Source organism: Chloroflexota bacterium (assembly GCA_014360825.1).
Classification (GTDB): domain Bacteria; phylum Chloroflexota; class Anaerolineae; order UBA2200; family JACIWT01; genus JACIWT01.
Genome location: JACIWT010000039.1, coordinates 1 through 7,575, shown reverse-complemented (window position 1 = coordinate 7,575; position 7,575 = coordinate 1). Strand labels below are relative to the sequence as shown.

General features: G+C 55.0%; 3 protein-coding genes and 1 tRNA gene. 3 read left to right on the top strand and 1 reads right to left on the bottom strand.

The window, feature by feature from the left end; translation table 11 throughout:
* Positions 1-141 precede the first annotated feature (141 nt).
* Genes H5T64_13030 through rpoD form a run of 3 tightly spaced genes read left to right on the top strand, consistent with a single transcriptional unit; the run spans position 142 to position 7,219 of the window.
* Positions 142-3,969, top strand: a complete 3,828-nt coding sequence (locus tag H5T64_13030; GenBank protein MBC7265260.1) for a DUF11 domain-containing protein — start codon at positions 142-144, stop codon at positions 3,967-3,969.
* A gap of 3 nt (positions 3,970-3,972) precedes the next feature.
* The gene (locus H5T64_13025) at positions 3,973-5,895 is read left to right on the top strand and encodes a DNA primase (GenBank protein MBC7265259.1); all 1,923 of its coding nucleotides are present in this window, start codon (positions 3,973-3,975) and stop codon (positions 5,893-5,895) included.
* Between the two features lie 28 nt (positions 5,896-5,923).
* A complete protein-coding gene (rpoD, locus tag H5T64_13020) occupies positions 5,924-7,219 on the top strand; it encodes an RNA polymerase sigma factor RpoD (protein ID MBC7265258.1) in 1,296 nt (431 codons plus the stop codon).
* A gap of 81 nt (positions 7,220-7,300) precedes the next feature.
* Here the strand turns inward: rpoD and H5T64_13015 are convergent.
* Positions 7,301-7,374 (bottom strand) — tRNA-Asp (locus H5T64_13015).
* Positions 7,375-7,575 lie beyond the last annotated feature (201 nt).

Here is a 7,575-nt window from a genome sequence, read left to right as displayed (position 1 = left end):
GGAGCAGCAACAACTGCATCTCCTGCGCCGCGAACTCGGATTGCCATTGTACAACACATAGGAGGGCTGTACTGATCATAGCGTACCTACGTCGCCTATTTTACAGGAAAAACCTGACTTGACCTTGGGGATGCATCATACATGTTGCGTAAAGTACTACCATCAATAGCAATCGTTCTTTTGTTTGTCTGCAATTCGACTATGGTGGGAGCCACTACGGGTCCCAACGTAGTCATGAGTAAGACCGCATCTCCCGGCACGGTGCCCAGTGGCGGCATCGTGACCTACGAGATCACCCTCACCAACTCCGGAGATCAAAGTGCAATCGGTGTAACGGTCGTGGACACCCTCCCAGTCGGTTTCATTTACCGCCCCGGCTCCGCGAGTCTTATCAGCAACGGCACGGTCATCGGCCATCCCAATCCCTCGATCAGCGGTCGCAATCTCACTTGGAGCAATCTCACTGTCCCCTCAGCACGCACGACTAGTCATTATGGCATCCACACTTTTGTCCATGATCGCTGCGAGCGGAACTACATCAAGTACCAACTCGACAAAGCGCTGCAACTGGCTGGACCAAATTCCTACGTCAAACAACTCTTCTACTGGATCACCCCACAAACCACCGGGCCACAGAGTTGTTGGGTAGATTTTGTGAATGAGGCGTACAACCGCAATTTGATCCCTATCGTACGCTTACAGGGAACGCATGGCGGCCCTTATTGGAACAAGCCAGAACCCGACGCCCCGGGAGACTACACTTCTATAGCACAGGCTTATCGGCGAGTGGTGGAAGGGCTGCCCCGTCGCGAAAGCCGCCCTCTTTACATTGAGATATGGAACGAACCGAATCTGGACATTGAGTGGAGTGGACGGCCTGACCCGGTGGAGTATGCAGAGTTTCTGGTAGATGTTGCTGCTGCCATTCGGGCCATCGGAGACCCGCGCATCCGCATCCTCAACGGTGCGCTCTCACCCGGCGGCAATTACAATAACCTGGCTTTCATTGACGGCATGGCGACCGTCCCCGGAGCGATGCAAGCCTTTGATCTGTGGGCTTCTCATCCCTATCCAGGCAATCATCCACCGGAATACAATATCCACGACGGCACAGCCACTTATATTGATGCCACCATTGATAGTTACAAACTCGAACTCGATCGCCTGGCCGCTCACGGGCGAACGAACGTTCAAGTGCTGCTCACGGAAACCGGCTACGCACTGGGTCAAAACAATTTCGGATTTGAGGGCTACCCGCCCATCGGTGAGGAGAACCGGGCTGATTATATCAAGCGGGCGCTGGGAGATTACTGGGCTCGTTGGCCCGAAGTGCTGGGTGTGTGCCCCTACGAGTTGGTAGACCCGAAAGGCGATTGGTGGATGTGGGATTTCGTGTACCGCGATGGCACTCATCACTGGCAATATGATTCTGTCGCCGCTCTGGATAAGACCCCGGTGACTGCGCCAGGGACACTATGCATCCGCTTCCAGGCTACGGCAGTGGGCAGTGGGATGTATTACAATAGCGTCTCGGCTACAGCGAGCAATGCTATCATTGCGCCTCTGACCAACGTCGCGCCTATCAATGTCGTAGCACCCACTGTTACTCGTACTCCAACCAGGACACGCACTCCCACAAGCACCCCTACAGTGCCGGCGACTACGCCTACTGGATCTCCCACTCCTTCACTCACCTTCACACTCGAACCCGTGCTCACACCCCCGACACCCACAGAGACTGGTACCCCTACGCCAACTACCACTGCCTCTGCTACACCGACGGCAACGCTTACGAATACGCCAGTTCTGTTGACACCCACTCCAACGCCCTCGCCTGGTTGCAGAGATTTGATCGTGAACGGCGATTTCGAAACTGACACGGGCTGGTACATCCCAAACACGGCATACCCGGCCGGCTATTCTACTACACAAGCCCATTCACCCGTGCGCTCCATGCGGCTGGGCATCGAATCAGGCACGAATATCTACAGTCACTCGTCAGCCAAGCAGACGATTACGATTCCCTCTGATGCATCCTCGGCCACGTTGCGTTTCTGGTATTATCCTGTTTCCGGTGATATAGCAAACGACTGGCAAGCGGCGCTTGTCACCAACGAATACGGTGCTGTACTGGATAGCGTTCTTTGGGTCCGCTCAGATGCGAGAACGTGGATACCTGTCACTTATAGCCTAAATGCCTATCTTGGCCAGACCATTCGAGTGCATTTCGAGGTCAAGAACGACGGCGCAGGCGGCTTGACATGCATGTATGTGGACGACGTGTCGGTAGAAGTATGCAGCCCTCAACCAACACCCACACCTACGACAACGGCCACCCCTTCACCGACACCTTCTCCATCTAATTCACCAGGGCCCAGCGCCACGCCTACTCAGACCAGCACGACGGCACTCATACCCACTCTGACCATGACGTCCACTCCCCTACCTACCTTTACCTGTACACCAACTATTGCTGCCACGGTTACACCGGCACCCAACTGCACGGAAGCGATCCAAAATGGCGGATTTGAGGAGGACATCGGCTGGTATCTGATACCCACGGCCTACACATCGGGCTACTCCGCCACCCAGGTGCGCTCTGGGCAGCGTGCCTTGCGGTGTGGCATCGAATCTGGCACGAATGTGCTCAGTTACTCCGATGCGCGGCAGACTATCACTATTCCCTCGGGTGTTACACGCGCCACCTTGTCCTTCTGGTACTACCCGCGATCCGACGACACGAGTCATGATCGCCAATATGCCTTCATCAGGCACAGCGGGGGTAATTCGTATATCTTTTGGGTGGGTTCGAACACACAGGAATGGATCTATCATAGCCATGATTTGACCGGGTTTGCAGGGCAAAGCATCACCATCCAATTTGGTGTTTACAACGATGGAAATGGTGGGCTGACCGTGATGTACGTGGATGACGTGTCAGTCGAAGTATGCACGGGTGTTACCCCTACACCCAACCCCACTGTTATCACTGGCCCCTATGCCTCGCGATTGCCTATTGCTCTGCGCGAGTATGTCCCCAATGAATTAGCGGCTTCAATGGTCAGTGAATTTCCAGCCCAGGGGATCTTTGGCCAGGGTGCGCTCTCCGATGTGAGTAGCATAGCGATAGCGGATGACACGGCTTATCTCGCCGGTCCGAGTGGGCTTCTCACTCTCGATCGGAGGACGGGACAGGTAGGTGGACGGTTGGGCGGGGGCAGTGATATACGGGGACTAGCGGTGGATCCCGAACGCAAGCGATTGTATGTGGCTGGCTGGGACGAAAACTCCGTCGCGGTGATAGACACTCAAAGCGGACGTGTGCTATATGTGGTGAAAGATATACCAGGGCCGGGCGGCATAGCCCTCGCTGGGGAGCACGTGTTCATTGCGAGCACCGCGAATGATGCACTGATTATGCTCTCGGCGGAGACCTATGGTATAATTGAAACGATTTCCACCGGTGACGCTCCTTACGCCGTCGTCTGTGAAGAAGGGACAAACCGCGTCTTCGTGGCCAATGCAGGCGAAGATTCGGTGACTGTGATAGACTCGACAAAGGGTGAGGCTATCGCCACTATCCGCTTGGGCGGGCTGGGGCATCCACAGGGTTTGGCATTAGATGTCGAATTGGGTCGCCTGTATGTGACCTATGCCCTGACGCCGAAATTAGGGGCGCTGGCAGCCATTGACGTAACTACAAATGAGGTGGTGGCACGCCGGGAAGGGACGTACGAGATGCCGCTCTTATGGGCCTATGGCGTGGCTGTAGACCCGGTCAGCCACATGGTTTATGTGACGGATGTGGCCGGTTTGATCGCATTAGATGGACGAGATCTGACGCCAAAGAAAGTAATCGCTGGCGCTGGGATGGCCGATGTGTTTGGGCTGACAGTGGATGGTGCAAGTGGCCTGGTTTATGCTGCTGATAGGATGACCGGGCAGCTATTGGTATATCCAGGGCGGTGAGACGTGAGCGTCGTTGACGACATAAAAGAGCGCTTGGATATCGTGGAGATTATTTCCGCCTACGTTCCGCTCAAGAAAACGGGTCGCAATTACAAAGGCCTCTGTCCATTCCATCAAGAAAAAACCCCCTCATTCGTCGTGTTCCCTGACTCAGGAACCTGGCACTGCTTCGGCGCGTGCGGCACTGGCGGCGATATTTTCACCTTCATTCAGAAACGCGAGAATATGGATTTCTCTGAGGCATTACGTCTCCTGGCCCAGCGGGCAGGAGTCAGCCTCACCCCGCCCAGCGCGGAGGCTGAAGCCGAGAGCCAGCAGCGCGATCGCCTGCGCAAGATCAATGCTGTCGCCGCGGCCTACTATCATGGATTGCTGTTGGAAAGTGAAGAGGCTCGCCACGCCCGTGATTATCTCGAGCGCCGAGGACTTTCGTTAGAGACTATCAAGGCGTTCCAGCTGGGATACTCCCGTGGCGAGTGGCGTGCCCTTGGAGATCACTTGACCAACCGGGGCTACACATGGGATGATCTACTAGCCGCCGGGCTAGTGATCTCCCGAGAAGGTGGCGGTTATTATGACCGCTTCCGCGGCCGATTGATGTTTCCCATTTGCGACATACGGGGCCATGTCATTGGCTTCGCCGCAAGAGCCCTGGATGATTCACTTCCCAAGTATCTGAACTCCCCTGAAACGCCCCTTTTCCACAAAGGCAGTGTACTCTACGGGATTGACCGGGCCAAGGATGCCATTCGCGAAGCCAATCTGGCCGTCATTGTCGAGGGCTACATGGATGTCCTCATGGCCCATCAGTATGGGATGCGTAATGTGGTTGCTCAAATGGGCACGGCACTGACTGAACAGCAGATCCAGGTGCTCAAAAAACTTACCAAGCGGTTGGCGTTGGCGCTGGACGCAGATGCTGCGGGTGATTTAGCAACTATCCGTGGGGTGGAGGTGGCCAAGGAGGCTTTCGACCAAGAGGTGGTTCCAGTACCGACGGCGCGGGGTCTGATCCGCTACGAAGGCCGGTTAGAGGCGGAGATCCTCGTCATTACCCTGCCCAAGGGGCGTGACCCCGATGAAGTGATCCATGAGAATCCAAGGGCTTGGCAGTTGCTCGTAGACCAAGCGCTACCGGTGATGGACTATTACTTCCAAGCGATGACTTCTGATCTGGACACAAGTACGGCACGAGGCAAAGCAGAAGCAGCAGCACGTCTTCTGCCGGCTATCGCCGAGATCGTTGACCCAGTCATGCAAACCCACTATTTGCAGCAACTCGCTCGCTTGGTGAAAGTGGATGAGAAAACCCTTCGTACCCAAATGAGGGGCAGCAAGCGGCCCGGAGTTCCGCGTGCCCCTGTGAAGCGACGAGGACGCCTGTCCGCAGTGCCAGGCGTGTTGCGAGGATTGGAGAAGTACTTCCTGCAATTGCTTTTGTATAATTCCACATCGCTCAAACGTGCCGACGAGGCATTAACGAAACTGGGACTACCACCAATTGACGAGGATGATTTCCTTGCAGTAGAATATCGAGTAATACTCACCACGATCCGGCAACTCGCTGCGGGCGGAGAAGTGAAAGTCAGCGCTATTGGCGAAGCACTACCGGAGCCTCTGCGTTCAGTGCTGGACGAACTGTTGAGCACTTTAGAGCCTCTTACTCAGTTGGACGACGAGACTCTGGAGGCCGCCGTGACTGACTGCACATTGCGGCTGCGCGAAGAAAGGCTGAAGCGCCAAGGCAAGAACCTTCGCTTCTTAATCGAGGATGCGCGTGCCGAAAGGAACTACGAGGCCCGGCGTGAGTGGGGCCAGCAAGTGAATAAAGTCAATGAGCAGTTGAGATGCCTTCAGAGGGCAATGGACGCCCGCACCATTTTCAGCAGGCGAAGAAATAGCGAGGGTCCCTGGGCTGTGCGATAACGCTTCATTGAACCTGGGAGTCTGGGGGATGACGACAGAAGAGGAACGCGAAGAGAAAAAGGACAAACTGGTTGCGAAGGGTCTCCGTCAGAAGTTTGTGACTCGCAAGGATATCGAGGCTATCTTCGCGGACCAAAAAGAGCCTGATCCGGCGGAGATGAATGCTTTATACAACGCTTTCCAGGAGATGGGCATCGCTATTTTGGATACCACCCCCACCTCCCGCCGGGGAAAGAAAGCCGAGGAGGGAATAGAGGAAGAAATCCTTGAACAGGAGTTCGAGGAACTAGAAACGCTTGAAGATGCACTAACGGGCGTGCCCGAGCAGGAATTAATAGATGATCCAGTGCATATGTACCTTCGAGAAATCGGTCGGGTGCCGCTTTTGACCGCAGAAGAAGAGAACCAACTGGCTGAACTTATCGTCATGGGTCGAGATGCTCAGGAGCGACTGCGGCGGGGCAAACTGAATGAAGCAGCGCGCCGCGAATTGCAGGATGCCATCCGCTGGGGTGATTTGGCGCAACGTCGCTTGGCTGAGGCCAACCTACGCTTGGTGGTCAGCGTCGCCAAACGCTATCTTGGGCGGGGGATGTCTTTTCTTGATCTCATTCAAGAGGGCAACATCGGCCTGTTGCGAGCAGTAGAGAAATTTGATTATCGCAAGGGCTACAAATTTAGCACCTATGCCACTTGGTGGATACGTCAGGCCATTAGCAGGGCTATCGCAGAGCATGCCCGGACCATTCGCATCCCTGTTCATATGGTCGAGAGCATCAACCGATTACTTCGGGTCTCACGGGACCTCTCTCAGGAATTGGGTCGCGAGCCCACATTCGAAGAAATTGCCCTCAAAATGGATCTGCTCCCGCCAGAGGACGTTTTGCAGATTGAGGAGGCGCGGCAACAGGGAAAACCCATCGATCCTGCACTCCAGCGGCGGCTCAAACGGGCAGCCTCTAAGGTACGCAGCATCATGCGCATTGCGCAGGAACCTATGTCATTGGAAATGCCCATCGGCGTCGAGGAGAATAGCTCTCTCGGTGACTTTATCGAAGACGATTCTATGCCCGGTCCAGCCGATGCCACTTCGAAGAAACTGTTGCGCGAGCAGATGCAAGATATCTTGGACTCATTGAGTTCGCGGGAGCGGCGTGTATTATCTCTTCGCTTCGGTTTGGAAGATGGGCAAAGCCGAACGCTAGATGAGGTAGGACAGAAATTCGGCGTTACGCGGGAGCGCGTGCGCCAAATCGAGGCCAAAGCACTGCGCAAATTGCGCCACCCCACGCGAAGCCGGAAACTGAAAGATTACCTGAGTTAGAAAACAAAGCGGGGCCTTTCCATTCAGAGGCGAATGGGCTCTATCTGAGGAAGTCTCTCCAAAAACAATTTCTGCTGTTAGCGGGAGCGACGGGATTCGAACCCGCGATCTCCTCCTTGACAGGGAGGTATGCTCGGCCGCTGCACCACGCCCCCAATGTTTCCCCGACTGTTTCCAGCCGACTGTACACTTATATTATGAGGATAACTCGCTATTTAGTCAAGTCGCCCTTGCACGGTGTCCAGGACATACTATACAGTTTCTGGGGTATGGATATTCTCAATACGTACAGAAAGTATTAGAATTGGCCGGAGTGGATCTGAACACTTTAGAACCGGAGCGATATGGACGCTGGA